Source organism: Streptomyces sp. NPDC002809, from assembly GCF_040295435.1.
Taxonomy (GTDB): domain Bacteria; phylum Actinomycetota; class Actinomycetes; order Streptomycetales; family Streptomycetaceae; genus Streptomyces.
Map to the genome: position 1 here is coordinate 16,444 of NZ_JBEOVJ010000076.1, position 24,511 is coordinate 40,954.

Consider the following 24,511-nt stretch of genomic DNA (forward strand, 5'->3'; position numbering starts at 1 on the left):
CGGGCGGCGCGCTGCCGTCAGGCGCGTACGGCCGTGATCACCAGGCCGTTCCCGGCCTGGATCCTGAGCGTTGTGCCGTCCCAGACGACGGGCAGCGGGGTGGGTGTGGTGTCCACCGGCGAGCCGGGGTCGACGGGGCCGGACTCGGCGGCATGGCCCCACTGGAGGGTGACGGAGGCCTTCTCGCCGACCGTGGCGGGCATGCCGGACGCGGCCCATACGTTCTCGGAGGTCCGGTCGTCGACCCGGACCACCAGCTTGCTCCCGGACAGCTCGAAGGAGCCCGTCTCGTCGTCCCCGTCGAGGCTCCACCGCCGGCCCGTGAACGCGATCCGCTGATACGCGTCGTTGACCTGCCCCTGCGGTGAGTACGAGAGCTTCCAGGCGCCGCTGACGAAGGCCTCGACCGCCGCCCCGGCGACCGTCGGCCTGGCGGCCGGTTTGCCCGCCGTGCCCGGCGCCTCCAGCGACCCGTCGGAGCCCTTGTCCCTGGAGCAGGCCGCCAGGGCGACCGTGAGCAGGCCGATCCCCCCGTATCTGAGCGCGTCCCGCCTCCGGACGACCTTCCGTAACTGCCGCATGTCGTCGAGCATGAGATCCCGCCTTTCCCTGATTGGGACCGGTCTGTCATGGTCCGGAGCCAGAGTGTGGCCCAGGAATCGCCTTGGTGTCAGCGAGTTGCGCGTATATGGTCCGCAGCATGAGCGGCACCACCACACCCCCCTTCCCCGACCACGTCGAACTCACGGGCGAAGGGCTCGTCCTGCGCGACTGGACGGAGGCGGACCTGGCCACGATGCCGGACCTCTTCGACCACCCCGACACCGCGTACTGGACCCCCCTCGTCTCCCCCTTCGACGACGCCGCCGCGCGCGCCCGGCTGGACAAGGCCCGGCAGCTGCGGTCGGAAGGCACGACGATTCTGCTCGCCATCACCACGGACGGCGGCGCGGCACTCGGTGAGGTGATGCTGCGGCGCGCCCCCGAGGGCACGGAGATCGGCTACGCGATCGGCCCGGCACACCGCGGCCAGGGGCTGGCCACGCGGGCGGTGCGGGTGATGGCCGCGTACGCCTTCGAGCAGCTGGGCGTGGAGCAGGTGATCCTGGAGCTGGAGGCCGACAACACCGCGAGCGTGGCGGTGGCCACCAGGGCGGGCTTCGGCCTGCTCGACGTGCCGCTGATCAAGGGGGAGGAGAAGGGGCGGCCGTACATCCTGCAGACGTGGGGGCTGAGCCGTCCCTGACACGAACGGGGCGCATGATTCGTGAAGGTCCGTGAGGGGCGGGGGCGGGGCATGACCACGTACGGGACGATGTCCTTCCACCTGGAGACCGAGCGCCTGATACTGCGGCCGTGGGCAGAGTCGGACGCCGCTGAGCTCCGAGCCCTTCGCTCCGAACGCGGCAAGGGGACAGACACGCTCGACCGCACCCGGACACTCATCGCGAAGCTGATCACCGCGACGGAGACGACGGGGATCGCGCTGCTGCCCGTCCAGCGCCGTGACGAGGGCGACTTCATCGGCTACTGCGGAGTGATCATCGGCCGCTCCGCCCTGGAGGAGCCCGAAATCGCGTACGAGCTGTTCCAGCGGGCGCACGGCCGCGGCTACGCCACCGAGGCGGCCCGTGCGGTGCTCGACGCCATCGCGGCGACCGGGCGGTCGCGGCTCTGGGCGACCGTCGACGCAGGGAACGCGCCGTCGTTCCGTGTCCTAGAGAAGCTCGGGTTCGAGCGCGACCGCGTTTCCACGGAGGAGAGCGGCGAAGTGGTGTGGCTCAAGCGCTCGTTGCCGTGATCCGAGCACCGCATGCGCGTGGTTCGAGTCCAGCCACGGCAGCGACGAGGGCGGCCGGTGCGTCGAAGCCGCCGCGTACCCCGCCGCCGGACCAACACCTCCCGGCAGGAAGTAGGACGGCAAGCACCCTCATGTCTCGATCTGCGGCCGTCCGCTCGGGCCCGCGAGCCGGCGCCCGAAGGCGACAGCCGCCGGCCGGGCATGTCGTCAAGCACGAGATGCCCGGCGCGCGGACGCGGGAACGGACGGTCAGTTGGTCCAGAGGACCGGGCTGTCGCTGTACGCGTCACCCTCTTCGAACGAGGCGGCCGCGATGGGGTCGGTCTTCGTGGCGCTGAGCGAGCAGGTCTCGTACGAGGCGCCCTTGGTGGTGAATTCGCGGGGCGCCGTCTCGCTGTCGCACTTGCCCGGGAGGTCGCCGATGAGGATGACACCCGTGGGGCCGCCGCCCTCCAGCTTGCCGCGCAGCCTCAGCGACGAGTACGACAGGTCGGTGCCGCCGACGTTCTCCACCTTCATCCGGATGTAATAGGGCGTCATGCCCTTCGCCTTCGCGCCGAAGGGCGCCATGTCGGCCTCGGTGCCCTTCTCGATCGCCGTGACGGTCACGGCGACGGTGCCCTTCTTGTCGGTCCCGTACTTGAACGGGAGTATCGCCCGGTCACCGATCTTGAACTTCGCGCCCGGCGCGGCGACGTCACCGCCGGCCGGAGCGGCAGCGTCGTCGCTGGGCTCCGCGGCCGGGCTCTCGCTGCTCGGGTCGGACGATGCCGGGGCGGAGGCCGAGGGCGATTCCTGTGCCGGTGACGAGTCCTCGCCGTCGTTGCAGGCCGTGAGCCCGAGCGCAAGGGTGGTGAGGGCAACTGCGGAAACGATGCGTCCCTTGTGTGTCATTTTGACCTAACTGGCAGTGAGGGCTGCCCTGTACGACAGCCGGAACGTTCATGACGCATCTCAGACTGAGGCGGGAATGACACAGGCGCGCCACAGGAATGCGACGGGTGCGGCACGGCTCGGCGGGCCGTGTGGTGCCTCGCGGCCCTCTTCGGTCCCCGAGCCGGTCGTGTCGGTGACATGTGGCACCGTGGACCGCGTTGACGGATGACGGACCGGACCGCACCGAACCCCGGGGGCACGCGTGGGCGACTACTTCCAGACGATCGTGGACACGGAGATCTCGTCGGCGGACGCCGCGTCTGCGGCCGCGCGCATCGTGGAATGGCTCGTCGCGGAGGGAGTTGTCGGCCCGGACCGTACCGAGCCCGTTCTCGGCGGTGGACCGGGACACCCGCCGGGGCCCCGCCACCGCGCCGTCGTCGACAGCAGCGGCTGGAGCGAGCCGTGGGAGGCGGGTGGGCTGGAAGTAGTCACCACCCGCACCGTGTTCGACGCCGGACAGTACGCGGAGGCCTCGGGCGCCGACTGCCCCCGCTGCGGAAAGACCACCGAGCTCCGCGACGAGGAGACGTGGGACGAGATCCCCGGCGCCTGGGATCCCTTCGCCGCCGCCGAACAGGCCTGGCTTGCCGACGGTGAGGCGCCGGTCCGCTGTACGCACTGCCGCGCCGAGTCCCCGCTCACCGACTGGACCGGCATGGCCGACGCCTTCGCGTACGGCAGCCTCGGCTTCACCTTCTGGGGGTGGCCCGACCTCACGCCCCGCTTCCGCGCCGAGTTCGGCCTCCGCCTGGACCGGCACCGCACGGCCTTCGTGCGCGGCAAGATCTGACGGACGCGGCAAGCTTCGGGAGCAGGAAGTTCCGAGGGACGGGGCAAGCTCCGACGGACGCGGCGGCGCCCGTCCGTCGGAGCCGGGGGTCTCAGTTCCCCAGGTCCGCCAGCTGATCGAACCCCGGAATCTCCCGCGGACTGCGCGTCCCCGGCCCGATGTACTTCGCCGACGGCCGCACCAGGCGCCCCGTCCGCTTCTGCTCCAGGATGTGCGCCGACCAGCCCGCCGTACGCGCGCACGTGAACATCGACGTGAACATGTGCGCCGGAACCTCCGCGAAGTCCAGCATGATCGCCGCCCAGAACTCCACGTTCGTCGCCAGCACCCGGTCCGGGCGCCGCGCGTGCAGCTCCTCCAGCGCTGCCTTCTCCAGCGCCTGCGCCACCTCGAACCGCGGCGCGCCCAGCTCCTCGGCGGTCCGCCGCAGGACGCGCGCCCGCGGGTCCTCGGCCCGGTACACCCGGTGACCGAAGCCCATCAGCCGCTCACCCTTGTCCAGGGCCTTCTTCACGTACGCGGTGGCGTCCCCGGTCCGCTCGATCTCCTCGATCATGCCGAGGACGCGGGACGGGGCGCCCCCGTGCAGCGGGCCCGACATGGCGCCCACCGCGCCCGACAGCGCGGCGGCCACATCGGCGCCGGTGGAGGCGATGACCCGGGCGGTGAACGTCGAGGCGTTCATGCCGTGCTCGGCGGCCGAGGTCCAGTACGCGTCGACGGCCTTCACATGCCGGGGATCCGGCTCACCGCGCCAGCGGATCATGAACCGTTCGACGACGGAACCGGCCTTGTCGATCTCGCTCTGCGGGACCATCGGGCGCCCCTGCCCGCGCGCGGACTGCGCGACGTACGACAGCGCCATGACAGCGGCCCGCGCCAGATTGTTGCGCGCGGTCTCCTCGTCGATGTCCAGCAGCGGTTTCAGGCCCCACACGGGCGCGAGCATCGCCAGGGCGGACTGGACGTCGACCCGGATGTCACCGGAGTGCACCGGGATCGGGAACGGCTCGGCGGGCGGCAGGCCGGGGCTGAACGCCCCGTCGACCAGCAGCCCCCACACATTGCCGAACGACACATGGCCGACGAGATCTTCGATGTCGACGCCTCGGTACCGCAGCGAACCGCCTTCCTTGTCGGGTTCGGCGATCTCCGTTTCGAACGCGACGACTCCTTCGAGTCCGGGTACGAAGTCGGACATCAGGCGGCTCCCTCGGATCGGCGGCTGCGAGCGGGCCCCAGGGCCCACCCAAGATACTGGCGGGTTCCGACGTGACCGGGAAGCGTGACATCCGGCACAGCTTCCCCTTCCACCGTGCAACGGCGGGCGGACCTCCTTCGTGCCGGGCCGCTGCGGCAGGATGACACCGTGCCCACCGCAGACTCCTCCTTCGATTCCACCACCGATCCGGCCGCGATGCGCGAGCAGTACCGTTCCGAGGCCTTCACCGAGGCCGGCCTCGCCGCCGATCCGATGCGGCAGTTCGCCCGCTGGTTCCGGCAGGTCGCCGCCGGAGGCATGCTCCACGAGCCGAACGCCATGGTGGTGTCCACGGCGACCCCCGAGGGCCGGCCGTCCTCCCGCACGGTCCTGCTGAAGATGTACGACGAGCGCGGCTTCGTCTTCTTCACCAACTACGACTCCCGCAAGGGCCGCGAACTCGCGGCCAACCCGCACGTCTCGCTGCTCTTCCCCTGGCACCCCCTGGCCCGCCAGGTCATCGTCACCGGGACCGCCGCCCGCGTCGCCCGCGAGGAGACGGTCGCCTACTTCCGCACCCGCCCCCACGGCTCCCAGCTCGGCGCCTGGGCCAGCGACCAGTCCACGGTGATCGGCTCGCGGGAGGAGCTGATCCACCGCTACGAGGACCTCGCGGCCCGCTACCCGGAGGGCGAGAAGGTCCCGGCGCCCCCGCACTGGGGCGGCTTCCGCGTAGTCCCCGAAACGATCGAGTTCTGGCAGGGCCACGAGAACCGGCTCCACGACAGGCTGCGGTACGCGCGGGAGGCCGACGGCGGCGACGGTACGTGGCGCGTCGAGCGGCTCTGCCCGTAGAGCGCAGGACCCCGCCCCGCCGGACATCAGGGCCCCCGGACATGCAGAAACCCGCAGGCTCTGGTCCCTCCTTGCGGAGGAGCCGGCCGGACTTACCGGCGAGCCTGCGGGTCGGTGACTGCTTGGGATTGGCCGATGACCGGCCTGCACTGCAAGAGCGCGACAACGGGCGTCAGCCCGCAGTCACCTCACGAGTCCGAGAAGAAATCACTTCCGGAACACCTCCTTTCCCTACGTGTGGCTTCAGCCTAGAAAGCTCCCCGGCACCGCACAACCGAATTAATCGGAGCCATCGATTTCGGGGAAGTCGCTGTGTGCTGGGTCACGTTCGAGTTGAATGGTCTGACGTGCGGCAATGGCGGACACGTCCTGCAGGGGGTCCGGGATGAGTGCTTCCACGAGCAGCGGGACGACCGATGCTCTCGGTCCCGATCCGATTCCCGGGGCGGAGCTGCTGGCGGCTCTCCTCGACGGGATGGACGCCGCGCTGTGCGCCTTCGACGCGGACGGGACCGTCACCCACTGGAACCGTGAGGCCGAGCGGATTCTCGGCTGGTCGGCCGGGGAGGCCGTCGGGCGGCCCGGGTTCGCCGGGTGGGCCGTGCGGCGGGCGGACGCCGGGGAGGTGCAGGGGCGGCTGATGGCCGTCATGGACGGGCCCGGGCGGCAGGTGCACGAGTTCGCGCTGCTGCGCAAGGACGGCGGGCGGGTGCTCGTGCGGACCCAGTCGGCCGGGGTGCGCGGCGCGGACGGGAAGCCCGCCGGGGTCTACTGCGCCTTCAGCGAGGTCCATGCGCAGATCGATCTGGAACGGTCCATCGCGCTGAGCGAGGCACTGTTCGAGGAGGCGTCGTGGGGTGTCGTCCTGGTGGACGTGGACCTGCGGCCGACCGTCGTCAACGCACACGCCGCCCGCGCGCTGGGCGGCGGCCGGACGACGCTGCTGGGCCGGCCGCTCGGTGAGCTGATCGTGCAGGGCGTCGAGGACCTGGAGGGCGCCCTCCAGCACGTACTGGCCGAGGGCGCGCCGTCCGCCCCCGCCGAGCTGTGGGTGACGTTGCGTACGGGCGACGGCGACCGGCGGCGCTGCTGGCGCAGCGGATTCCTGCGGCTGGCCTCGCCGCTCGCGGAGGAGCCGGTGCCGCTGGGTGTCGGCTGGCTGTTCCAGGACGTGACGGCGGCGAAGCTGGCGGCCCAGGACGCGGACCGGGTGCGGTTCCGGTCCAGTCAGCTGCACCGGGCCTCGCGGTCGGCCGCCGAGTGCGAGGACCCGATGGAGGCGGCCACGTCGTCGCTGGACTACGCGCTCGCGGGCTTCGCCGACCATGCGCTGATCGATCTGGTGGTGGGGGAGCGGCTGGTGCGCGCGGCGGAAACGCCGTCCGACGCGCCCGGCCCGTGCCTGCAGGTGGCCGGCGGCGGCATCCCGCTGCGGTACGCGCCGGGGCACCCGGCCCTGCAGGCGGTGGACCGTACGGGGTCGGTGCGGGCCTCGGCCGGTGCCGGTTCGGCGCAGGCGGCGGGGGAGTGGGCGGCGGAGCGCCGGTGGCCGGCCGATTCGGTGCACGCCCTGTGCGTGGTGCTGCGGAGCCGGGGACGGACGCTGGGGGTGGTGACGTTCCTGCGCGCGTCCCACCGCGCCGCCTTCGAGCGCCCGGACGCGGTGTACGCGGAGAGCGTGGCGGACCGGGTGGCGGCGTCGGTGGACCTGCACCAGGCGCTGGGGACGGTCCCGCCATGATCGGAACGGAAGGCCCAGGCCCTATCGGGCGTCCGCCAGGTGCTGTCGGCGGAGGCGGCTGAAGGCGGTGGGGCTGGGGCGGTGCGGGAGGAACTCCCGGATGCTCTCCGCGCATGCGCGCGGGCTTGCCGTGCCGCTGTCGCACACCATGTCGTAGTCGCCGTGGGCGTGGACCAGGTCGTACTGGAACGCGGCGAGGCCAGACGGGCGGTCGCCCCTGGCCTGCTCGCGCCGGGTGAGCTCGTCCAGCGAGCAGTGGACGCCGACGAACAGCACGTTCTCGGGCGGCAGCACCGTCAGGCAGTCGACCAGACGCCACGGCTCGCTCAGCACATGGTCGACCACGATGTCGTTGCCGACCTCGGCCATGGCCGCGATCGAGCGGTGGAACCCCATCCTGGTCCGTCGCAGCGCGGCGTCGAGCTCCTGTGCACCGAGCTCCCGCTTGGTGCGCATCGCGTTGAAGCTGTCGACCGCCAGGTGGAAGAACACTCCGTCGTCCAGGATGTCCAGGAGTTCCCGGGCGATGCTCGACTTCCCCGAACTGGACGTGCCGTTCAGGAAGATGATCCGACCAGATGCCATATCGGGATGATCGCACGGTGGCCGGTCCGGCTCGGGAGTCCGCTGACCGGCCGGCCTCAGTGCCGGTAGAAGATCCGGTCCGCGTACTGCGCCATCACGCGGCCGTTCCACTCGTGGCCCCCGTCGACGTTGCCCGACCGCAGCAGCGGCGGCTCGACGCCCCGCTCCAGCAGTCGCTCCGCCGCGGCGGCCATCATCGCCTGCATGATCGCGCTGGTGACGACCGTCGACGCGGGGGCGAAGGGCGCCTCGATGCCGTCGACGTCCAGCTCCGCGTCGCCGATGGAGATCTTGCTGTCGAGGACGATGTCGCAGTGGTCCCGGAGGAATCCGCCCGAGCTGTGCCGGGACCGGGTGCCTTCCGCGTACGCGACCGAGGTGACGCCGATGACCTTCAGGCCCAGCGCGCGTGCGTTCAGCGCCATCTCCACGGGCAGGGCGTTGCGTCCGGAGAGCGAGATGATCACGAGGACGTCGCCGGCCTTCGCGGGGCTGGAGTCGAGCACCGCGCCGGCGAGGCCGTCGACCCGCTCCAGGGCGGAGCCGAGGGTCGCCGGCATGACGTCGACGCCCAGGGTGCCGGGGACGGCCAGCACGTTCATGAGGGCGAGTCCGCCCGCGCGGTAGACGACGTCCTGGGCGGCCAGCGAGGAGTGCCCGGCTCCGAAGGCGAAGAGTCTGCCGCCGGCCACGACGGTGTCGGCGATCGCGTCACCGGCTGCCGCGATGGCGTCCGACTCCTCGTCGCGCACGCGCTCCAGCAGGCCGATCGCTGCGTCGAAGAACTGACCGGCCAGCTTGCTTTCGCTCATCGAGGAGGGCCTTTCCGGCGGAGTGGGGTGTCCCTGGGGCGTCCGTACCGCCGATCACGTTGCGGTCTGGACCAGTGACATGTCAATACCGCGCGGGCCGTTCCCGGCCCCATCGGGGGAGCTCCTTCGGACGGTGAGGCACGGTTGTCCGTGCTATGCGTCAGAATTGGACGAGGGCCAGCGCACGACAGCATCGAGGGGCACGAATGTCCGGACTGATCGACACAACCGAGATGTATCTCCGCACCATCCTCGAACTCGAAGAGGAAGGCGTGGTCCCCATGCGCGCCCGGATCGCTGAACGGCTGGACCAGAGTGGTCCGACCGTCAGCCAGACGGTGGCGCGGATGGAGCGCGACGGCCTGGTGCAGGTCGCGGGTGACCGGCACCTGGAGCTGACGGAGGAAGGTCGCCGGCTGGCGACCCGCGTGATGCGCAAGCACCGGCTCGCCGAGTGCCTGCTCGTCGACGTGATCGGCCTGGAATGGGAGCAGGTCCACGCCGAGGCATGTCGTTGGGAACATGTGATGAGCGAGGCCGTGGAGCGGCGGGTGCTGGAGCTGCTGCGCCACCCGACGGAGTCTCCGTACGGGAATCCCATCCCGGGCCTGGAGGAGCTGGGCGAGAAGGCCGAGGCCGACCCGTTCCTCGACGAGGGCATGGTGAGCCTGTCGGAGCTCGACCCGGGCGCCGACGGCAAGACGGTGGTGGTCCGCCGGATCGGTGAGCCGATCCAGACGGACGCCCAGCTGATGTACACGCTGCGGCGGGCGGGCGTGCAGCCCGGTTCCGTGGTCAGCGTGACCCAGTCGCCCGGCGGAGTGCTGGTCGGCAGCAGCGGCGAGGCGGCGGAGCTGGACTCCGAGGTCGCTTCGCACGTGTTCGTGGCGAAGCGCTGAGCCCAAGGGGCTGAGCGAGCGCCGGACACGGGCGAGTGGTGAGCCCCGGGCGGGCACCGGACCCGGGGACGTGGCGGAACGGGGCGAAGCTCTGAGCACGGTGATGCTCGGGTTGTGAGCAAGCGCCGAAATGCGGGTGGCGGACGATCAGCGATTGCTGTCGTCCGTTTTCCGTTTTTCCATCCGGAATTGCAGCGCCCGGGCGGATCGCGTGCCAGGCTGTCGCGGAGGGATACCTGAGAGTGTCGGCCGTATGGCCGTGCGGTCGGGGAGGGGAGCAGGGAATGCGCCCGTCGTACTGGCATGTCCGGCCTGCGCGCCGGGAGAGGACTCCTGGAGCCCCGCAGGCGGCTCCGGCGCACGCGCCTGTGACGCGCGCCCTCCCAGCCGCATTCCGCCCCGGCACAGGCGGCCCGGAAAGAACGGATGGCCCCGGCGCCGCAAGGCGCCGGGGCCTGTCCTCCCCTGTTCCGACCTGGAGCCCCGAGCTCTCGAGGTCGGTTCCCGCGAGCCCTCATCCCCGAGTGGCCCGCCTCCCGGAGAAGATCTCCCCTCCGTGGCCGACGTCAACCCTGGGAGGCGGTCACTCGAACGAGCGGTGTTGTGTGCCGGAACCCGGTTTTCGAATAAAGGTTCGATAGTCTGGCCGGCGCGACCACATGGTGATCGAGGACCAGAAGGGGGTGCCAGAACACATGGTGCGGCGCATCGATGTGACCGGAACCGACGGCGTACGCCTCGCGGCCTGGGAGTTCGCCGACCCGCCCAAGGGGCAGGCGGAGAGCGACCGTGCCGGGAGCGTCTTACTGCTCCACGGGCTGATGGGCCGGGCCTCGCACTGGGCCCCCACCACCCGCTGGCTCGCCGAGCGGCACCGGGCGGTCGGCCTCGACCAGCGAGGACACGGCCGCAGCGAGAAGCCGGCCGAGGGTCCGTACACCCGCGACGCGTACGTCGCCGACGCCGAGGCCGCGATCGAACAGCTCGGCCTCGCCCCCGTCACCCTTGTCGGGCATTCGATGGGAGCGCTCACCGCCTGGCAGCTCGCCGCGAAGCGCCCCGACCTCGTCAGGGCCCTGGTCATCTGCGACATGCGGGCCTCCGCACTCGGCGCGGCCTCGCAGCGGGAGTGGGAGGACTGGTTCGATTCCTGGCCGGTCCCGTTCGCCACCCTGGCCGACGTACGGAAGTGGTTCGGCGAGGACGACCCCTGGGTGGAGCGCCCCAACCCGGCCCGCGGCGAGTTCTTCGCCGAGGTGATGGCCGAGCGCGCCGACGGCTGGCGGCCCGTCTTCTCCCGCCGGCAGATGCTCACCTCCCGTGCCACCTGGGTCTTCGACGCGCACTGGGAGGAGCTGGCACAGGTCAGCTGCCCCACCCTGGTGCTCCGCGGCCTGGACGGCGAGCTGGGCCGGGCGGAGGCCCAGGAGATGGTCCGGGTGCTGCCCCGCGGGCAGTACGCGGAAGTGGCCGACGCCGGCCATCTCGTCCACTACGACCAGCCCGAGGGCTGGCGGGCCGCGGTCGAACCCTTCCTGGAGCAGCTCGCCGAGGACGCCCAGGAGGACCGGGAGCCGGTGGCTCCGTGAACGACCGGGCCCGGCGCCCCGGCCGCCGCGCCCGTCACCCCTTGCTGACCGCCGTCAGGATCTCCGGCAGCCGGTCCGCCGTGCGCGGCGCGGCGACCCGCAGCCCGCCCCAGGCGATCAGCGTCCCGTACGCGGCACCCACCGGCACCAGAAGCCACAGCCACCCCGCCGTGTCGGCGAGGTGCAGCCAGACCGTCAGAACGATCACGGGTGCGCACAGCAGCGCCGCCGAGACCATGCCGCCGAGGATGGAGATCCAGGCGAGCCCGGCCTGTCCGGGGGCCACGTTCTTGAACGCGCCGTCCTGCGGGATCGAGTACGGGAAGTTCGCCGAGGCCACCGCACCCGTCGCCAGCATCGCGCCGAGCAGGGCGAACGACAGCCCCATGACCCCCGGCAGCACGGCCCAGTCCCCGAGCACCGCCGCCGTCACGACAGTGACCAGGACCGTGTACGGGAGGGTGATCAGCAGCAGGGCCAGGGCCCGCGCCCGCAGTTCGAGGTACGCGTCACGGGTCGAGGAGATCGTCAGCGCCACCATCCAGAACGCCGAGGTGTCCTGCCCGAACTGGTTGTACATCTGGATGCCGAGCATTCCGGCGCCGAAGCAGGCGAAGTAGACCGACCCCGTGCCCTGAAGGGCGTTGAGCAGCGGCACGATCAGCCCGATCGCCAGCGCCGCCACCCAGGCGGCCTTGGTCTTCGGGTCCCGTGCGACGTACCGCAGGCTGCGCTGCATCACCGTGCCGGTGCGTCCCTCGGGGAACAGCGCCCACAGGCCGGAGCCCTCCCGGCCGGACTTCCGGGCCGGTTCGGCGGCGGGGAGCGTCGAGCCGTCCGGCGCCGTCATCAGTTTCTCCAGACTGCGCCGCCACAGCACCACCAGCAGGACCAGCGCGGCGGCGCAGAGGAGCAGCTGCACGGCGGCCCGCCCGTACGCCCCCTGGGACGCGGAGTCCACGGAGCCGATCGCCGAGGCGGGCGGCAGCCAGCGCACCACGTCCGCCGCCGGGTCGAGTGCGGAGAGGCCGCCCGCCTGCCCGAGCCGCTGCACGCCGAAGTTGACGGCCTGGATCCCGACCGCGATCACCAGCCCGCTGAGCACCGCCAGATCGCGGCCCTTGCGGGAGGTCAGCAGACGGGTGTTGGCGGTGGCGACGGCCCGCGCCAGCGCGACGCAGACCAGCAGGGTCAGCGGGGCCGCCAGGACGGCGAACACTGCCGCACCCGCCCCGTTTGCCACGGCGACCACCGATCCGGCCGCGAGGCAGAGTGTGAACAGCGGACCGATGCCGACCAGCGAGGAGACCAGCAGCGCGGTGATCAGGGGCCGGGGCCGCAGCGGCAGCATCACGAGGCGGCTCGGGTCGAGGGTCTCGTCGCCGGCGGCGAAGAAGAGCGGCATCACGGCCCAGCCGAGCGCCAGCACCGCGGCCAGCAGCACGACGAGGGAGCCCGCGTGGGCGTGGCCGCGCAGCGCGATCAGCCCGATCAACTGGCCCAGGGCGATCAGCAGGGTGGCGACGACTGAGGCGATGTACACGGCCCGGCGGCCGGCCGACTGCCGCAGCCCGTTGCGGAGCAGGGCGAGCTTGAGCCCTACGAGGACGGGGATCAGTTCCGTACCGCCCGCCGGTCCGCTCGTGCGGGGGCCGGAGGCGGTCGGGGCGTCGAGCACGCTCATCGGGCACCGCCGAGCCAGTCCAGGGTGGCGCCGTTGTCGCGGCCGCCCGCGCCGACGAGCTCCAGGAAGGCGTTCTGGAGCGAGGACGCGTCGCCGCGCACCTGGGCGAGGGTGCCCTGGGCGCGGATGGTGCCCGCCGCCATGACCGCCACCCAGTCGCAGAGCGACTCGACGAGCTCCATCACATGGCTGGAGAAGACGACGGTCGCCCCCGACCCGGTGTAGCGCTCCAGCACTCCGCGGATGGTCTGGGCCGACACCGGGTCGACGCCCTCGAACGGTTCGTCCAGGAAGAGCACTTCGGGGTTGTGCAGCAGCGCCGCGGCGAGCCCGATCTTCTTGCGCATGCCCGTCGAGTAGTCGATGACGAGCTTGTGCTGGGCGCCCGCCAGGTCCAGGACGTCCAGCAGCTGGGTGGCCCTGCTGTCCACCTCGTTGCCGGGCAGCCCGCGCAACCTTCCGGTGTAGACGAGGAGTTCACGTCCCGAGAGACGCTCGAAGAGCCGCAGGCCCTCCGGCAGGACGCCGATGCGGGACTTCACCTCGACCGGGTCGCGCCAGACGTCCCGGCCGCCGATCTCGATCCGCCCCAGGTCGGGGCGGAGCAGGCCGGTGACCATGGACAGGGTGGTGGTCTTTCCGGCGCCGTTGGGGCCGACCAGGCCGATGAACTTGCCCGCGGGCAGCACCAGATCGATTCCGGCCACGGCGGTGTGGTCGCCGAAACGTTTCCACAGCCCTTCCACGCGTACGGCGGGCGGAGCCGCCCGCGGGGCATCGGGCTCGACGGCCAGGTCGGCCCCGTCGGTGTCTGTCCGGTCCGGCATGCTGCACGCCCTTCGAAGTCCCCTCGGAGCGTCCGGCCGTGGCGGACTGCGTCGCACCCCACGGCAGGACGCTCCTGCTTGGGGCCACCCTACGAAAGGCGGCTCCGCGCGTCGGCGGCTTCGCGCCCGCAGGCGTAGGCGAGCGGGCTGATGAGCTCGTCCACCTCGGGCAGCCAGCGGTTGGTCGTGGAGGGGCTGCGGGCCCACTGCACGGCACCGGCACCGCCGATGCGGGTCGGCGGGGCGGCGATGTAGCGGCCCTCGCCGATTCCGCGCAGCCCGATCGCCGCGGCGTCCCAGCCGACCTTCCGGACGAGGCCTTCGGCCTTGGCGGCGGCGCCGGGCAGGACGAAGAACTGCATCCGGCGGTCGGGGGTGCGGGTGACCGGTCCGAGCGGCAGGCTCATCCGCTCCATCCGGGCCAGTGCCAGGAAGCCCGCCGACTCCGGTACGTCGATGGCGTCGAAGACGCGGCCGGTCGGCAGCAGGATCGAGGCGCGCGGCTGCTGCGACCACATCCGGCGGGCCGCAGCGCCGCTGCCGGTGGCCCGTCCCGCCCAGTCGGCCCGGGTCGGGTGGGCGCCGGGCGCCGCGCAGCCGGCCTCACCGCACGAGCACCGTTCCGCGCCGTCCGCCGGCTCCAGCCAGGCGCCCGGGCACACGTCCCAGTGCCGCTCCTCCGCGTACCGCACCGCGGCGTCGAGCAGTTGCTCGGCTCGCTGTTGGGGGACCTGTGCGGCTTCCATGACTCCGATGGGCTCTTCCACGCACAGCACAACTCCCGCTGCCACCTGGGGTTACGGGCGCGTTGAGCACGGTTGCGGTGCAACGCTCCCGCACACGGGGCGCATCGATGCACGTGTGGGGGCGCTCGGGAGGGACGGCGGCGGCGGGCGGGTAGCCACATACCGGAGATCCGGCACAGTCCGATCGGCAGTCTAGGGTGCGTGCCGGGAGGAAAGGGCGGAGACGCGTCAAAAGTGACCAACACGATGAATCGGCGAATTTCTCAGGCATATGTCGGGCAGTGATTCCTCAATGATCACTGCGGCCTCAGGGGGAGAATCATGGCAGCCAGGCCTCTCGTCGCACGCCAGCCGAACGAACGGCTCCAGGCGCTCATTCAGGAAGCCGGATGCTCCAACGCGGGCCTCGCCCGCCGCGTCAACATGGTCGGGGCCGAGCGCGGGCTCGACCTCCGTTACGACAAGACCTCCGTGGCCCGCTGGCTGCGCGGGCAGCAGCCACGCGGCAGGGCGCCGGGAATCATCGCCGAGGCGCTCGGCCGCAAGCTCGGCCGTACGGTCACGATCGACGAGATCGGGATGGCCAACGGCAAGAACCTGGCCTCGGGCGTCGGCCTGCAGTTCGCCCCGACGGTGATCGGCGCGATCGAGCAGGTCTGCGAGCTGTGGCGCAGCGACGTCGGCCGCCGGGACTTCCTGTCCGGTTCCGCGGTCGCGTCCTCGGCGCTGGTCGAGCCCAGCAGGGACTGGCTGATCACCGGCGCGGACCCGCAGGTCGCACGGGTGGCCGGGGCCCGGGTCGGGATGCCGGACGTCGAGGCGGTGCGGGCGACGACGGCCGCACTGATCGACCTGGACCACCGGTTCGGCAGCGGTCATGTGCGGCCGGTCCTGGTGCACTACCTGAACAGCGTGGTCTCCGGACTGCTCTCGGGGGCGTACCGGGAGTCGACCGGGCGGCAGTTGTTCGGAGCCGTCGCGCGGCTCACCGAGCTCGCCGGGTACATGGCGATCGACACGGGTCAGCCGGGCCTCGCCCAGCGCTACTACATCCAGGCGCTGCGCCTGGCCCAGGCGGCGGGCGACCGCGCCTACGGCGGCTATGTCCTGGCCGCCTCGATGAGCCATCTCGCGGCCCAGCTGGGCAATCCGCGGGAGATCGCCCAGCTGGCCAGGGCGGCGCAGGAGGGCGCGCGGGGGCGGGTCACGCCACGGGCGGAGGCGATGTTCTACGCGGCCGAGGCCCGGGGCCACGCACTGCTCGGGGATGCCCGTACCACGCAGGCGGTGGCGGGCCGGGCGATGGCGGCGCTGGAGCAGGCCGACCCGGACAGCGGTGACGACCCCGACTGGATCGTCCACTTCGACCACGCGTATCTGGCCGACGAGCTGGCGCACTGCCACCGTGACCTCGGCCAGGCGGAGGCGGCCGCGCGCCGGGCGAAGGAGGCCCTGGGCGGTCTGCCGGAGTCCCGTGCCCGTCGCCGGGGCATCGGTCTGGCCCTGCTGGCCGCGGCGCAGGTGCAGCTGCGTGAGGTGGAGCAGGCCTGCCACACCGGGACGCGTGCGATGGAGCTGCTCGGCACGGTGCGCTCCAGCCGGGGCGCGGAGTATCTGGACGATCTGCAACAGCGTCTGCTGCCGTACGGGGACGAGCCCGCGGTGCGGGAGTTCGGAGCCCGTCTGGAGCTTCAGGCGGCCTGAGGGGGGAGCGGTCCGGGACCCGCACTCCCCTCAGGTGAGCGCGGAATCGCGCGGGCGCCCCTTAACTGCGTCTTGAGGCCGCTGCGTGTTACAGCTGCTGTGAAGGGGTGGTGAGCCACAACACGCGCTTGGCGAACGGCAGGGACCACCCGATAGCGTGAGCCGACGATTCCATAGGTTCACACGTAGGAGTCCCGGTGACACAGAGCGGACAGGGTGACGAGCAGCAGCTCCCTGCTGTACGACCCGCGCACGAGGGCGTCGTGCTGCCCGCGGGTGGCGGCGAGCCCTGGACGCCGGGGGGACCCGCGGACCAGGCCGCCCCGGCAGGCGGTCAGCCGTGGGGGCAGCCCTGGGGGTCGCAGGCGCCCCACCAGGACCCTGCGCAGCAGGGGCAGCAGCAGGGTGGCCAGGGCGCGTACGGGCAGGACCCGCAGGGCGGCGCGTACGGGGCGGGCCGGCAGCCGGGGCCGTACGGGCAGCAGGCGCAGCACGGGCAGTACGGGCAGGGTCAGCAGGTTCCGGGGTACGGCCAGCTTCCGCAGGCCCAGCCGCAGCAGCCCGCCCAACAGCACCAGCAGCACCAGCAGTCCCACCAGAACCAGAACCAGAACCATCAGCCGTCGCCGTACGCCCAGCCGTTGCCGCCCGAGGCGGTGCCCGGTGGGGGTGGCGACGTGGACGCCACGCAGTACATCGCGCCGGTGCCCGGCGGACCCGGGCCGGGCGGCCTGCCGCGGGAGAACCCCGCGGAGTCCACGCAGTTCCTGGGCCACGCCCAGCAGCAGGCGTACCAGCCGCCCGGCGGTCACGCCGCGCCGCAGCCCCCGCAGGGCGGCCAGGACGCCGACGCGACCCAGTACATACCGCCCGTGCCCGGCGGTGCCCCGTACGGCATCCGGCCCGGAGCGCCCGGTGAGCGGCAGCCGCCCGCCGAGTTCGACAACCTCTTCCGCAGCGACGAACCCGCGGGCGCCACACAGCAGATGCCCCAGTTCGATCCCTCGCAGCACCAGCAGCACCAGCAGTACCCGCCGCAGGGCGGGCAGCAGCAGTACCAGGGCGGGCCGCCCCCGCAGGCGTACCAGCAGGCGCCCTCGTACACCGGCCCCGAGGACGGGCTGCCGCAGGACGGGCAGACCGTGCGGCGGAAGAGGTCCGCGCACGTCCCGCTGATCGCCGCGGTCGTCGTCGGCTGTGCCGTGATCGGGCTCGGTGCCGGCGCCCTGATGAGCGGTGGCGACGACAACAAGGCCGAGGAAGGCAAGCAGCCGGTGACGGCGGCGAGTTCACCCTCCGCCCAGCCTTCCGCCAAGGATCCGGTGGACCCGGCGAAGCCGCAGGCCGAAGCGCTCGACAAGCTGCTCGCGGACAGCAACAACAGCCGGTCCGCGGTGATCGGCGCGGTCGAGAAGGCCAAGACCTGCACCGACCTGGACAACGCCGTGGCCGATCTCAAGAGTGCCGCCCAGCAGCGTCGCGATCTGGTGACCCGGCTCAAGGACCTTTCGGTCGACAAGCTTCCGGACAACGGCGAGTTGACCACGTCGCTCACCAAGGCCTGGCAGGCGTCCGCCTCGGCGGACGACCACTACGCGGCGTGGGCGCAGCAGGCGAAGAGCAAGAAGGTGTGCAAGAAGGGCAAGGCCCGCTCGACCTCGCAGTTCCAGCAGGCCAACGTCCAGAGCGGCGAGGCGACCCAGGCCAAGAAGCAGGCGTCCAAGCTGTGGAACGCCATCGCGACGAAGTACGGACTGACGAAGCGCGCGTCCACCGCACTCTGAGTGCGGTCCCCGCCAGGAGACCCCGGGTGCCGGTGCCGGGACCGGGGTCTCAGCCGGTCGCACTGGCGTCCGACAGGGTCTGCGTCACATCCACGAAGCCCTTCCTGTCGGCGACCAGCCGGCCGTCGCGCACGACCTGGAACGTCACCTTGCTGTTCACGATGCGCGGGTACGAGGACGAGCCGATCATGTCCTCGTAGCGCCAGCGCAGCGCGGGAGTGAGGCCGCCGGTGTTCACCTGTGTGCCGTCGTTGAGGGCCTTGGTGACCTTCCGGGACGTGATCTCCGCCTCGTCCAGCGACTCGATGATCGACTTCAGGGCGGTGTAGGCGATCCATGTCGTCTGCACACCCGTGTCGTCGGGGTCGATGCGGTTGTCGCCGAAGGCGTGCTTGTCGATGACCTCCCGCATCAGATCCCAGCGGCTGTCGCCGGGGGCCGGGTACCACCCCGTGACGTACGCGCCCTCGAACGGGCTCTTCCGGCCCCCGGTGCGGTCGATGAGCGGCTGTCCGATGCTGCCGAGGACCGAGGAGACCCGCACCGATCCGCCGGCCGGCTCCAGCCGTCTGAACGAGTCGAAGAACGTCTCCGTGCGGTCACCGAGCACGGCCGTCACGCAGCCGCCGTCGGAACCCGCCCCCGCCAGTGCGCGCCCGGCCGCCTCGTCGTACGACGTGGCCTCCTCGGCGGTCCGGACGTCGACCGGTGCGGGCCGGTGGGCCGCGGTGAGGCCGGTGCTGAGGAGCCACGCCTGGCTGTCGCCGCCCAGGGTTTCGGGACGCACGAGTGAGACCCGGTCGCAGGTGGCGGCCAGCTGCTTCGCGTTGCCCGCCAGGAGCGCCGACTGGCCGCCGGTGACCGGGTAGGACATGTAACTCCGGAACTCCTCCTCGGAGGCGCCGTAGCCGCCGATGTACGGGATCCCGGCGACTTCGAGGGGTGCCATGAACGCCCGTCCGTGCCGGCTGTAGGAGCCGAGGACGGCGACGGCCTTCTCCTTGACGGCCCGGCGGGCGCAGTTGCCCGCGCCGATCGAGGTGTCCTGCTCGTCGCAGGTGATCACGCGCAGCTCGTGTCCGTCGATCCCGCCCTCGCCGTTGATCCAGCGGGCGTACGTCTGCGCCATCGCGGTCATGCCCGCCATGTTGGCGGCGTCCGCACCCGTGGCGCCGCTGGGCGCCCAGGTCACGACGGTGACGGGCTCCCTGGAGCCCCCCGATGCCCCAGGGAGTGCGCCGCAGCCGGTCATCAGCAGAGCCCCTGCCGCCACCGCACCGGTGAGCAATCCGAAGGGGCGGGGGAGGGTGGGGCGTCGCCGTCCGGTCATGGGCACAGACACTTCCCGCCCCCGGGTAACGCCGCAGTGTGCTCCGTTCAACGCTCGGTGACGTCCAGGTGAATTACAGGGGCCCGTACGGGAAGCCGGGAAGGGAACGTACGATCGACAACCGTGCAGCAAGGTTCCGAGAACTCTTCCCGTCGCGGCCGTCGCTCCTCCACCATGGGCGGCATGCCGCTCAATGACATTCCGTGGTGGCGCTGGCGCAGCAACGTGCGCTCGGCGCTGCACATGCTCTCCGACCCCGTCTTCCATCACGAGTGCTGGCTGGCCGGCCGGGAGGGATACGGCGACGTCACCGACGCCGTGTACCGCCTGGTCGAGGACACCTGGCTCGACAACTGGTCCGCCGAGAAGTACGTCGGCACGGTCTTCCGGGACTCCGGTGAGGCCGCCCTCGTCGACGTCGCAGTGCTGCGGGTGCTGCGCATCATGCACCAGGTCGGCGCGGACGCCCCCGTCTCCGCCTATCTGGAGCATCACGGCTGGCCGGAGGCCGTCCGGGCCGCCCGCGAGGCCCATGTGCTGCTCGCCACGAACGACGGCGAGGACCCCGACGTCCCGCCCCGCTCGCTGGACGTGCTCCGCATCATGACCAGGACCGCCTGAAATCGGGGCGGTGTGGCACCCTACGGGGATGACCGCGCCGCAGCCTGCCGAGACCGCCCCCGAGCAGTACGTCCTCACGCTCTCGTGCCCCGACAAACAGGGCATCGTGCACGCCGTGTCGAGCTATCTCTTCATGACCGGCTGCAACATCGAGGACAGTCAGCAGTTCGGGGACCACGACACGGGTCTGTTCTTCATGCGCGTCCACTTCTCGGCGGACAGCCCGGTGACGCTCGACAAGCTGCGGGCGAGCTTCGCCGCGATCGGCGACTCGTTCCGGATGGACTGGCAGATCCACCGCTCCTCGGACCGGATGCGGGTCGTGCTGATGGTCAGCAAGTTCGGCCACTGCCTCAACGACCTGCTGTTCCGTTCCAGGATCGGGGCGCTGCCGGTCGAGATCGCGGCGGTCGTCTCCAACCACACCGAGTTCGCCGAGCTCGTCGCCTCGTACGACGTCCCCTTCCGGCACATCCCCGTGAGCAGGGAGAACAAGGCGGAGGCGGAGGCGCAGCTGCTGGAGCTGGTCCGCGAGGAGAACGTGGAACTGGTCGTCCTGGCCCGCTACATGCAGGTCCTCTCGGACGACCTGTGCAAGCAGCTCAGCGGTCGGATCATCAACATCCACCACTCGTTCCTGCCGAGCTTCAAGGGTGCCAAGCCGTACCACCAGGCGCACGCCCGCGGTGTGAAGCTGATCGGTGCGACGGCGCACTACGTCACGGCCGACCTCGACGAGGGTCCGATCATCGAGCAGGAGGTCGAGCGGGTGGCCCACGGCGTGACGCCGGACCAGCTGGTCGCCATCGGGCGCGACGTGGAGTGCCAGGCCCTGGCGCGCGCGGTCAAGTGGCACGCGGAGCGGCGCATCCTGCTGAACGGCCGCCGTACGGTGATCTTCGCGTAGCCCGTACCGGCCGGTCCCGGAGCGCCGAGCGGCCTCAGAGCCTGCTGAGCGAGGCCGCGGCGAAGAGCACGTCCCGGATGGCGTCGCGGTCCCCGCGCTGCCCCGCCGCCGCCTCCACGGGCGGCACGTGCCCCGCCACCAGCTGACAGAACTCCACACCGTCCAGCGCGACCTGCGCCACCGTGTGGTCGGGCGAGCCGACGGCGGCGGGGGAGTCCAGCGCGATGTACCAGTTGCCGCCGCCCGAGCCCTCGACCTCCAGGTGGAGCGAGCGGCCCGGGGACCCGGCCGTCACCAGATGGCGGGCCGGACCGGCGAGCCCCGTCCGGCGCCGCACGGCCAGGGCGGCCGGCAGGAGCCGCGCCGCCAGGTCGATCATCCGGTGCAGATGGGCGGCGGAGGGCGGCTCGTACGGGTAGTCCACCGCGTCCGCGATGTCGTCGGCGTGCACCCAGCACTCGAACGCCCGGTCCAGCAGGGCGTCCTGCAGCGGCAGGGCGAAGTCGCCGTAGGAGACGGAGAGGTCCGAGACACCGCGCCCCGCGAAGGAAGCGGTCCGGATGAGGGTGTGGCTCTGTTCGCGCCACGGTTCGCGGATGCTGCGGGTCGGCGGGCGCCGGGCGGAGGACCAGTACATCTCGGTGCGCGAGGTGGGCGTGAGCGGCGGTTCCGAGCCCCGGCGCGGGGTGCCGGGGACGCTTTCGGCGAGCGGGTCGTCGAGGCCGAGGGCGGTGCTGACCAGGCCGTCGACGGTCATCAGATGACCGATGACACCGGCGACCGTCGTCTTGCGGTTCACCCCGCGTTCGTCCTCGAACCACTTCAGCCGCACCGGGGCGTGCCACTCCGAGTCGCCGATGTCGCGCAGCAGCGCGTCGAGCCGCGCCGTCTCGGCGTCGTACGCGGCGGCCCACTCCGGGACCGGGATCCTGGCCGGCCGGCGGCTCAGGCAGTTCTCCAGTACCCGGGTCCGGAGCAGCGGATCCAGGTCCAGGCTGCGGTCGGTGTGCAGCAGACCGACCGCGTCGCGCAGTCGCAGGGCCTCCTCCGCACAGGGGGCGCATTCCGTGAGGTGCGCCTCCACCGCCTCGGTCTCCTCGGCCGAGCACGCGGCCAGCGCCCAGGCTCCGAGAAGGGCCTTCAGGACGTGGTGCGGGAGCGCCGGCGGTGGCGGGCCGGGCGGATCGTCATCGAGCCGCGCCTGCGCCCGTGCCGGCTCCGGCGCAGGTTCCGGTTCCTGAGGTACGTGCACGGGTGGCTGTGGCGGGACGAACCGGCTCGGGTCGAAGTCGTCCGCGGCGGCTCGTGGGCCCGGTATGCGCGGGGCGCCGCGCGCCATGTCGTCCCGTCCGTCTCCCTCGTGGCCGTCCTCGTCGCGGCCGTCGGCGTCGTCGGTCACAGCGACCGTCCGTATCCGGGCGGTGAGGAGCCCTCCAGCGGCCGGGTGTGCGCGGTGGACAGCAGTTGCAGCCCCAGCCGCAGCCGGCGGCGCGCCTCGTCCTCGGTGACCCCGAGGTCGGTCGCGGTCTGCCGGTAGTCGCGGCGCTGGATGTACGCGAGCTCCAGCGCGGCCCGCAGCGGCGACGGCATGGACGCGACGATGTAGTCGGCGCGGGCCGCCGCGGTGGCCAGGCGCACCCGCTCCTCCAGGCCGGCCGGGTCGGCGCCGGTCCCCTCGTACGCGTCGTCCTCCCCGCGTCCGCCGTACGAGCCGTACGCGTCGTCCGCCCGCGGGGCGGCGGCGGTCCTGCGCAGCCGCTGCACGGATTCGCGGTGGGTGAGGCGGGCGACCCAGGAGCGCATCGAGCCCTGCTTGGGGTCGTAGGCGTCGGGGTTCTCCCACACGTACCCGAAGACCTCGCGGGTGACGAGGTCCGCGGCGCTCTCGTCGTCGAGCATCCGGTTGGCCTGGCTGTGCACGAGGGAGGCGAACCGGTCGTAGAGCTCGCCGAGGGCGGCCGCCTCACCGCGTGCCAGACGCTGCTGCATCCTGCGGTCCCAGCGGGGTGGTGCGTTTTTGGCCATGCGACCCCCAGCCCTGTGCCGTCAGGGCCTCTCGCCCTGTACCCCTCGTCACATCGAATGTAGTCGGCAAGGCTGACCGAGCACGCCCCTTTACGGCAAGTACGTCCCCGCGACCGCCCTGGATGGTAGGGAATGCGGCGCCCCGCAGCGACGGAATCGGACCCGAAGTGATCATTTCTGCCCGAAACCGTTCTGGGCCTTCCTCCGTGAGGCGGTGTTTCATGGGGAGTGCACCGGGGCAGCCGCGAGGAGGAACGCAAACTTCCGGATCACTGGAACCCCCGGAATCCCCGGAACGAGAGGCCCAGTCGCGTGAGCACACCATGCCCTCCTGGAAACCAACCTCCGGCTGCGACGTCCCACACCCCCTGGCCGGCCCAGGAACGTTCCCGGAAGCCGCTGGAAGTGGCCGAGACCGCGCAGGGCGTGTGGACCGTGCTGCACATGCGCGGCGAACTGGACCTGGTGACCTCACCCGTGGTCCGCCAGTCCGTCCACGACGCCGTGGCCGTGGGCTGCCACAACGTGGTGCTCGACCTCTCCGAGGTCTTCTTCTGCGACTCCAGCGGCGTCGGCGTCCTGATCGCCTCCCGCCGCCTGATGCGCTCCTGCGGCGGTCGCCTGCGGCTGATCCTCCCCGCCCGGGGAGCCGAGGAGGGCTCCCACGTCAACCGGGTGCTTGCCGCGCTGGGCGTACGTCGGCTGTTCGAGGTCTACCCGGACCGGAACGCCGCCGTGGACGAGGAAGCCCAGCCGCTCTCGGCCTGAAACGGCCGCCGGCCAGCCGTCCGCCCGAAGATTAATACCGGGTTGTCACACCGGTGACGCGCGTAAGTGACACGTGACGCCTGCGGGCGTCGTACGCTCCCCGCATGGACAGCGCAGAGTATGAGCGCAAGATCGCCTTCCGCTTCGCCGCCTTTGACCAGGACGGCAACGGATACATCGATCGCGCGGATTTCAACGCCGCCGCGGCCCGTCTTCTCACCGAGTTCGGTACGACGGCCCGCTGCGACAAGGGCCAGGCGCTCTACAGCGGGGCCGAGGCGTTCTGGCAGGGCATGGCGGGCATCGCCGACGTCGACGGGGACCAGCGGGTCACCCGTGAGGAGTTCGTGGGCGGCGCGGTGAAACGGCTCCGCGACAACCCCGAGCGCTTCGCGGAGATCGCCCGCCCCTTCCTGCGAGCGGCGATCGCGGTGGCCGACCGGGACGACGACGGCGCGGCCGGGGTACCGGCGGTCGAGCGGGCCCTGCGGGTCCTGGGCGCGAGCCCGGACGCGGCGGCGTTCGCCGCACAGAGCCTGGACGCCGACCGTGACGGGCGGATCGCGGAGGCGGAGGCGGTGGCGGCGCTCGCCGGATACTTCACGGTGATCGAACCCGACGCGTAGCCCTTGGGCGGGCGGCAGCGTGTCGGTTGCCCCTTTCCGGGGTGCGGGTGTTCCCGTGGGGTGCGGGGTTCGCCGCTACCCGGTGGGTGGGGGTGGTGCCCCTCCGGGGCGTCTCCTCAGAAATGGCGTGTGCACCCCGCACCGTGATGTACCCGGGTCGTACGCCATTTCCTGCGGGGACTCCCCTGCACGTCCCCACCCGGCCGCACTCGCGCCTGCACACCGGCGACACGACCGTCGCAGACGCAGGACGGCCGGTCCGGGGCCGTGCAGGGGA

General features: G+C 71.8%; 24 protein-coding genes. 13 read left to right on the plus strand and 11 right to left on the minus strand.

Annotated elements, in window-relative coordinates; all coding sequences use genetic code 11:
- Positions 1-17: 17 nt before the first annotated feature.
- Positions 18-593, minus strand: coding sequence for a DcrB/PsbP domain-containing protein (locus tag ABT025_RS31365; RefSeq protein WP_351001817.1), 576 nt, complete (start codon positions 591-593; stop codon positions 18-20).
- A 107-nt stretch (positions 594-700) separates the two neighbouring features.
- Here ABT025_RS31365 and ABT025_RS31370 point away from each other — a divergent pair, with 107 nt between their 5' ends.
- Complete coding sequence (locus ABT025_RS31370; protein ID WP_351001819.1) at positions 701-1,246, plus strand: GNAT family N-acetyltransferase; 546 nt, start codon at positions 701-703, stop codon at positions 1,244-1,246.
- Positions 1,247-1,297: 51 nt separating this feature from the next.
- Complete coding sequence (locus ABT025_RS31375; protein ID WP_351001821.1) at positions 1,298-1,801, plus strand: GNAT family N-acetyltransferase; 504 nt, start codon at positions 1,298-1,300, stop codon at positions 1,799-1,801.
- A 249-nt stretch (positions 1,802-2,050) separates the two neighbouring features.
- Here the strand turns inward: ABT025_RS31375 and ABT025_RS31380 are convergent, their stop codons facing one another.
- On the minus strand, positions 2,051-2,695 hold the full coding sequence (locus ABT025_RS31380) for a hypothetical protein (RefSeq protein ID WP_351001823.1): 645 nt from the start codon (positions 2,693-2,695) through the stop codon (positions 2,051-2,053).
- 244 nt (positions 2,696-2,939) lie between these two features.
- Between ABT025_RS31380 and ABT025_RS31385 the strand changes: the two genes are divergently transcribed.
- The gene (locus ABT025_RS31385) at positions 2,940-3,530 is read left to right on the plus strand and encodes a hypothetical protein (protein ID WP_351001825.1); all 591 of its coding nucleotides are present in this window, start codon (positions 2,940-2,942) and stop codon (positions 3,528-3,530) included.
- 91 nt (positions 3,531-3,621) lie between these two features.
- On the opposite strand, the gene ABT025_RS31390 is transcribed toward ABT025_RS31385, so the two are convergent.
- Positions 3,622-4,731 (minus strand): citrate synthase 2, encoded by a 1,110-nt coding sequence (locus ABT025_RS31390; protein WP_351001827.1) that lies wholly within the window; start codon positions 4,729-4,731, stop codon positions 3,622-3,624.
- Between the two features lie 216 nt (positions 4,732-4,947).
- Here ABT025_RS31390 and pdxH point away from each other — a divergent pair, with 216 nt between their 5' ends.
- Together pdxH and ABT025_RS31400 are read left to right on the plus strand one after the other, a co-directional pair.
- Positions 4,948-5,586, plus strand: a complete 639-nt coding sequence (gene pdxH, locus ABT025_RS31395) for a pyridoxamine 5'-phosphate oxidase (RefSeq protein ID WP_351001857.1) — start codon at positions 4,948-4,950, stop codon at positions 5,584-5,586.
- A gap of 385 nt (positions 5,587-5,971) precedes the next feature.
- Positions 5,972-7,327 carry a PAS domain-containing protein gene (locus ABT025_RS31400; RefSeq protein WP_351001829.1) on the plus strand — a complete coding sequence of 452 codons (1,356 nt, stop codon included), beginning with the start codon at positions 5,972-5,974 and terminating at the stop codon, positions 7,325-7,327.
- 21 nt (positions 7,328-7,348) lie between these two features.
- Here the strand turns inward: ABT025_RS31400 and ABT025_RS31405 are convergent, their stop codons facing one another.
- Positions 7,349-7,912: a chloramphenicol phosphotransferase CPT family protein gene (locus ABT025_RS31405; protein WP_351001831.1), complete on the minus strand. Its 564-nt coding sequence runs from the start codon at positions 7,910-7,912 to the stop codon at positions 7,349-7,351.
- Positions 7,913-7,968: 56 nt separating this feature from the next.
- Positions 7,969-8,724, minus strand: coding sequence for an SIS domain-containing protein (locus ABT025_RS31410; protein ID WP_351001833.1), 756 nt, complete (start codon positions 8,722-8,724; stop codon positions 7,969-7,971).
- A gap of 206 nt (positions 8,725-8,930) precedes the next feature.
- On the opposite strand from ABT025_RS31410, the gene ABT025_RS31415 reads away from it, so the two are divergent.
- Both ABT025_RS31415 and ABT025_RS31420 read left to right on the plus strand, forming a co-directional pair.
- Positions 8,931-9,623 carry an iron-dependent transcriptional repressor DtxR gene (locus ABT025_RS31415; RefSeq protein ID WP_136328905.1) on the plus strand — a complete coding sequence of 231 codons (693 nt, stop codon included), beginning with the start codon at positions 8,931-8,933 and terminating at the stop codon, positions 9,621-9,623.
- Positions 9,624-10,318: 695 nt separating this feature from the next.
- On the plus strand, positions 10,319-11,212 hold the full coding sequence (locus tag ABT025_RS31420) for an alpha/beta fold hydrolase (protein WP_351001859.1): 894 nt from the start codon (positions 10,319-10,321) through the stop codon (positions 11,210-11,212).
- 34 nt (positions 11,213-11,246) lie between these two features.
- Here ABT025_RS31420 and ABT025_RS31425 read toward each other — a convergent pair whose 3' ends face one another.
- The 3 genes from ABT025_RS31425 to ABT025_RS31435 all read right to left on the minus strand — a co-directional run bounded on the left by ABT025_RS31425 (position 11,247) and on the right by ABT025_RS31435 (position 14,469).
- Entirely contained in the window at positions 11,247-12,896 is a 1,650-nt protein-coding gene (locus ABT025_RS31425) for a transporter (RefSeq protein WP_351001835.1), read from the minus strand.
- Positions 12,893-13,723, minus strand: coding sequence for an ABC transporter ATP-binding protein (locus tag ABT025_RS31430; RefSeq protein ID WP_351001837.1), 831 nt, complete (start codon positions 13,721-13,723; stop codon positions 12,893-12,895). The genes ABT025_RS31425 and ABT025_RS31430 overlap by 4 nt, the downstream gene beginning before the upstream one ends.
- Before the next feature lie 89 nt (positions 13,724-13,812).
- The gene (locus ABT025_RS31435; RefSeq protein ID WP_351001861.1) at positions 13,813-14,469 is read right to left on the minus strand and encodes a bifunctional DNA primase/polymerase; all 657 of its coding nucleotides are present in this window, start codon (positions 14,467-14,469) and stop codon (positions 13,813-13,815) included.
- Positions 14,470-14,790: 321 nt separating this feature from the next.
- Here ABT025_RS31435 and ABT025_RS31440 point away from each other — a divergent pair, with 321 nt between their 5' ends.
- Positions 14,791-16,173 carry an NsdA family TPR-like regulatory protein gene (locus tag ABT025_RS31440; protein ID WP_351001839.1) on the plus strand — a complete coding sequence of 461 codons (1,383 nt, stop codon included), beginning with the start codon at positions 14,791-14,793 and terminating at the stop codon, positions 16,171-16,173.
- Between the two features lie 263 nt (positions 16,174-16,436).
- Complete coding sequence (locus ABT025_RS31445; RefSeq protein ID WP_502972069.1) at positions 16,437-17,957, plus strand: hypothetical protein; 1,521 nt, start codon at positions 16,437-16,439, stop codon at positions 17,955-17,957.
- 49 nt (positions 17,958-18,006) lie between these two features.
- Here the strand turns inward: ABT025_RS31445 and ABT025_RS31450 are convergent, their stop codons facing one another.
- A complete protein-coding gene (locus tag ABT025_RS31450; protein ID WP_351001843.1) occupies positions 18,007-19,287 on the minus strand; it encodes an ABC transporter substrate-binding protein in 1,281 nt (426 codons plus the stop codon).
- A 174-nt stretch (positions 19,288-19,461) separates the two neighbouring features.
- Here ABT025_RS31450 and ABT025_RS31455 point away from each other — a divergent pair, with 174 nt between their 5' ends.
- Positions 19,462-19,908: an SCO4402 family protein gene (locus ABT025_RS31455; RefSeq protein WP_266786353.1), complete on the plus strand. Its 447-nt coding sequence runs from the start codon at positions 19,462-19,464 to the stop codon at positions 19,906-19,908.
- A 28-nt stretch (positions 19,909-19,936) separates the two neighbouring features.
- The gene (gene purU, locus ABT025_RS31460) at positions 19,937-20,815 is read left to right on the plus strand and encodes a formyltetrahydrofolate deformylase (protein WP_351001845.1); all 879 of its coding nucleotides are present in this window, start codon (positions 19,937-19,939) and stop codon (positions 20,813-20,815) included.
- A gap of 34 nt (positions 20,816-20,849) precedes the next feature.
- Here the strand turns inward: purU and ABT025_RS31465 are convergent, their stop codons facing one another.
- The gene (locus tag ABT025_RS31465; protein WP_351001863.1) at positions 20,850-22,154 is read right to left on the minus strand and encodes a maleylpyruvate isomerase N-terminal domain-containing protein; all 1,305 of its coding nucleotides are present in this window, start codon (positions 22,152-22,154) and stop codon (positions 20,850-20,852) included.
- A 56-nt stretch (positions 22,155-22,210) separates the two neighbouring features.
- Positions 22,211-22,840, minus strand: coding sequence for an RNA polymerase sigma factor (locus tag ABT025_RS31470; protein WP_351001847.1), 630 nt, complete (start codon positions 22,838-22,840; stop codon positions 22,211-22,213).
- 399 nt (positions 22,841-23,239) lie between these two features.
- Here ABT025_RS31470 and ABT025_RS31475 point away from each other — a divergent pair, with 399 nt between their 5' ends.
- Both ABT025_RS31475 and ABT025_RS31480 read left to right on the plus strand, forming a co-directional pair.
- Positions 23,240-23,608: an STAS domain-containing protein gene (locus ABT025_RS31475; protein ID WP_351001865.1), complete on the plus strand. Its 369-nt coding sequence runs from the start codon at positions 23,240-23,242 to the stop codon at positions 23,606-23,608.
- Positions 23,609-23,712: 104 nt separating this feature from the next.
- On the plus strand, positions 23,713-24,234 hold the full coding sequence (locus ABT025_RS31480) for an EF-hand domain-containing protein (protein WP_351001849.1): 522 nt from the start codon (positions 23,713-23,715) through the stop codon (positions 24,232-24,234).
- Positions 24,235-24,511: the final 277 nt, after the last annotated feature.

Excerpts from the sequence above, each read along its gene's own strand:
- ABT025_RS31365 (WP_351001817.1), bottom strand. The coding sequence starts at position 593 with ATGCTCGACGACATGCGGCAGTTACGGAAGGTCGTCCGGAGGCGGGAC.
- ABT025_RS31370 (WP_351001819.1), top strand. The coding sequence starts at position 701 with ATGAGCGGCACCACCACACCCCCCTTCCCCGACCACGTCGAACTCACG.
- ABT025_RS31375 (WP_351001821.1), top strand. The coding sequence starts at position 1,298 with ATGACCACGTACGGGACGATGTCCTTCCACCTGGAGACCGAGCGCCTG.
- ABT025_RS31380 (WP_351001823.1), bottom strand. The coding sequence starts at position 2,695 with ATGACACACAAGGGACGCATCGTTTCCGCAGTTGCCCTCACCACCCTT.
- ABT025_RS31390 (WP_351001827.1), bottom strand. The coding sequence starts at position 4,731 with ATGTCCGACTTCGTACCCGGACTCGAAGGAGTCGTCGCGTTCGAAACG.
- pdxH (WP_351001857.1), top strand. The coding sequence starts at position 4,948 with ATGCGCGAGCAGTACCGTTCCGAGGCCTTCACCGAGGCCGGCCTCGCC.
- ABT025_RS31400 (WP_351001829.1), top strand. The coding sequence starts at position 5,972 with ATGAGTGCTTCCACGAGCAGCGGGACGACCGATGCTCTCGGTCCCGAT.
- ABT025_RS31405 (WP_351001831.1), bottom strand. The coding sequence starts at position 7,912 with ATGGCATCTGGTCGGATCATCTTCCTGAACGGCACGTCCAGTTCGGGG.
- ABT025_RS31410 (WP_351001833.1), bottom strand. The coding sequence starts at position 8,724 with ATGAGCGAAAGCAAGCTGGCCGGTCAGTTCTTCGACGCAGCGATCGGC.
- ABT025_RS31415 (WP_136328905.1), top strand. The coding sequence starts at position 8,931 with ATGTCCGGACTGATCGACACAACCGAGATGTATCTCCGCACCATCCTC.
- ABT025_RS31420 (WP_351001859.1), top strand. The coding sequence starts at position 10,319 with ATGGTGCGGCGCATCGATGTGACCGGAACCGACGGCGTACGCCTCGCG.
- ABT025_RS31425 (WP_351001835.1), bottom strand. The coding sequence starts at position 12,896 with ATGAGCGTGCTCGACGCCCCGACCGCCTCCGGCCCCCGCACGAGCGGA.
- ABT025_RS31430 (WP_351001837.1), bottom strand. The coding sequence starts at position 13,723 with ATGCCGGACCGGACAGACACCGACGGGGCCGACCTGGCCGTCGAGCCC.
- ABT025_RS31435 (WP_351001861.1), bottom strand. The coding sequence starts at position 14,469 with ATGGAAGCCGCACAGGTCCCCCAACAGCGAGCCGAGCAACTGCTCGAC.
- ABT025_RS31440 (WP_351001839.1), top strand. The coding sequence starts at position 14,791 with ATGGCAGCCAGGCCTCTCGTCGCACGCCAGCCGAACGAACGGCTCCAG.
- ABT025_RS31450 (WP_351001843.1), bottom strand. The coding sequence starts at position 19,287 with ATGACCGGACGGCGACGCCCCACCCTCCCCCGCCCCTTCGGATTGCTC.
- ABT025_RS31455 (WP_266786353.1), top strand. The coding sequence starts at position 19,462 with ATGGGCGGCATGCCGCTCAATGACATTCCGTGGTGGCGCTGGCGCAGC.
- purU (WP_351001845.1), top strand. The coding sequence starts at position 19,937 with ATGACCGCGCCGCAGCCTGCCGAGACCGCCCCCGAGCAGTACGTCCTC.
- ABT025_RS31465 (WP_351001863.1), bottom strand. The coding sequence starts at position 22,154 with ATGGCGCGCGGCGCCCCGCGCATACCGGGCCCACGAGCCGCCGCGGAC.
- ABT025_RS31470 (WP_351001847.1), bottom strand. The coding sequence starts at position 22,840 with ATGGCCAAAAACGCACCACCCCGCTGGGACCGCAGGATGCAGCAGCGT.
- ABT025_RS31480 (WP_351001849.1), top strand. The coding sequence starts at position 23,713 with ATGGACAGCGCAGAGTATGAGCGCAAGATCGCCTTCCGCTTCGCCGCC.